This window comes from Mycobacterium interjectum, from assembly GCF_900078675.2.
GTDB classification, from domain to species: domain Bacteria; phylum Actinomycetota; class Actinomycetes; order Mycobacteriales; family Mycobacteriaceae; genus Mycobacterium; species Mycobacterium interjectum.
Map to the genome: position 1 here is coordinate 4,635,639 of NZ_LT546237.1, position 2,025 is coordinate 4,637,663.

The window sequence follows — 2,025 nt, forward strand, 5'->3', positions numbered from 1 at the left end:
CCCCCACCCGGTCCCGCCGGTGGCCCGCCCACCAGACCACCGCGGGCAGGCACCCGGCGAGCGTGGCGATGGCGTTGACCGCGCCCATCAGCGCGACGGCCAGCCCGGCCTGCGCGGCCAGGGCCCGGGTGGATCTGTCCGTCGAAGCCCGCAGCGCCAGGATCGTCGGCAACAACACCCACGGCGCCAGCATTATCGGCAGGGTCTCCGACGAGATCGACCCGAGCGTGGTCAGCACCCGCGGTGCCAGCGCGAACGCCGCCGCGCCGAGCACCCGCGACGTCGGGCTGCCGATCCCCAGCGTCTCGGCCACCCGCAGCAGCCCCCAGAACCCGACGGTGAGCAGCAACGCCCACCACAGCCGCTGGGTCATCCACCCCGGCACCCCCAGCAGATGGCCTACCAGAAAGAAGGTGCCGTGCGGAAACAGGTAGCCGTAGGCCTGATTCTGTGACTGGCCGAAGGGCAGTTCGCTGTTCCACAGGTTCGTCGCGCGGGCCAGGAAGCGCAGCGGGTTGGCGGTGAGGTCGAGCTTGNCAAAACGTCGACCTGGTGCCGTACCGCACGCTGGTGACGGCAACGCCGGTCGCCGTGATGGTGGGTCACCTGCAGGTGCCCGGGCTGACCGGCAGCGAGCCGGCCAGCCTGAGCCGCGCCGCCGTCCAGCTGCTGCGCACCGGCACCGGCTACCGCGCCCCGCCCTTCAACGGGCCGGTGTTCAGCGACGACGTGTCCAGCATGGCCGCGATCTCCGATCGCTACGGCGTACCGGAGGCGGTGCTGCGCACCCTGCAGGCCGGCACCGACGTCGCGCTGTGGGTCACCACCGACGAGGTGCCCGCGGTGCTTGACCACCTGCAAAAGGCGGTCGATTCGGGCGAGCTGCCGATGCCGGCGGTCAACGACTCGGTGGTGCGGGTGGCGACGATGAAGGGCGCCAATCGAACATGCGGCCACTAACGCGAAGCATCCTCGTTACCCTGTAGCCAGATAGGCAGGGCCCGAAGAGCGTGAAAGGGCAGCATGATGGCGGGTGGTACCAAGCGGTTACCCCGTGCCGTCCGCGAACAGCAGATGCTCGACGCCGCCGTGCAGATGTTCTCGGTCAACGGCTACCACGAGACCTCGATGGACGCCATCGCCGCCGAGGCGGAGATCTCCAAGCCGATGCTGTACCTGTACTACGGCTCCAAGGAGGACCTGTTCGGCGCCTGCCTGGATCGCGAACTGGGGCGGTTCGTCGATGCGGTGCGCGCCGACATCAACTTCGCGCAAAGCCCAAAGGATTTGCTGGGCAACGCTATCGGGTCGTTCATGCGCTACATCGACTCCAACCGCGCGTCCTGGATCGTGATGTACAGCCAAGCCATCAGCTCGCAGGCGTTTGCGCACACCGTGCGCGAGGGACGCGAGCAGATCATCGAACTGGTCGCCGAGCTGATGCGGGCCGGCAGCCGCACCCCGCGGTCGGACGCCGAATACCAGATGATGGCGGTGGCGCTGGTGGGCGCGGGCGAGGCGATGGCCAACCGGCTGTCCACCGGTGACATCGGCGTCGACGAGGCGGCCGAGCTGATGATCGACCTGTTTTGGCACGGCCTGCGGGGCACGCCGGAGGACCGGGAAGCCGCCGCGGCCGGCTAGCCCCTACATTCGTGAGGTGGCCTCCTCGGCTCGATTGCCGCCCTCCTCGGACCGCGTCGCGGTCCGCATCGTCGGGAAGCGGGCGTCCCGCCGCAACCTCGACTTCTTTTGCGCGGTGCTGATCGTCGGCCTGCTGGCCGGGGCCGCCGGGTTGGCGACGACAGCGGTGCTGCGCTTCGTCGAGCACGCCACGTACCACTACAGTTTCGGCACGTTGCTCGCCGGGATCGCGGGCAGCAGCCCGGTCCGCCGCGTCGTGGGACCAATGATCGGTGGCGCGCTGGCGGGATTCGGCTGGTGGATCCTGCGCCGCAGCGCCGAGGTGCCGCCGCTCGCGCAGACCATCGCCCGCCGGGAGCGGATCCCGCGGCTGGCGTGGAG

At 69.8% G+C, this 2,025-nt stretch carries 2 protein-coding genes and 2 pseudogenes; 3 read left to right on the forward strand and 1 reads right to left on the reverse strand.

What is annotated here, in order from left to right; all coding sequences use genetic code 11:
- Positions 1–580: alpha-(1->3)-arabinofuranosyltransferase domain-containing protein (locus tag BN4348_RS56940; RefSeq protein WP_142308831.1), on the reverse strand; the 580-nt coding region annotated here is incomplete at its 3' end.
- Between BN4348_RS56940 and BN4348_RS56945 the strand changes: the two are divergent.
- The 3 genes and pseudogenes from BN4348_RS56945 to BN4348_RS56955 form a co-directional block, all read left to right on the forward strand.
- A pseudogene (locus BN4348_RS56945) lies at positions 547–960 on the forward strand (glycoside hydrolase family 3 N-terminal domain-containing protein); the annotation flags it as partial. The gene BN4348_RS56940 and the pseudogene BN4348_RS56945 sit on opposite strands and share 34 nt — an antisense overlap.
- 66 nt (positions 961–1,026) lie before the next feature.
- A complete protein-coding gene (locus BN4348_RS56950; RefSeq protein WP_066917437.1) occupies positions 1,027–1,644 on the forward strand; it encodes a TetR/AcrR family transcriptional regulator in 618 nt (205 codons plus the stop codon).
- Positions 1,645–1,711: 67 nt separating this feature from the next.
- Positions 1,712–2,025 (forward strand): annotated as a pseudogene (locus BN4348_RS56955) (chloride channel protein); the annotation flags it as partial.

What these genes read in the sequence shown, in the direction of transcription:
- BN4348_RS56950 (WP_066917437.1), top strand. Translation starts at nt 1,027, where the DNA reads ATGGCGGGTGGTACCAAGCGGTTACCCCGTGCCGTCCGCGAACAGCAG.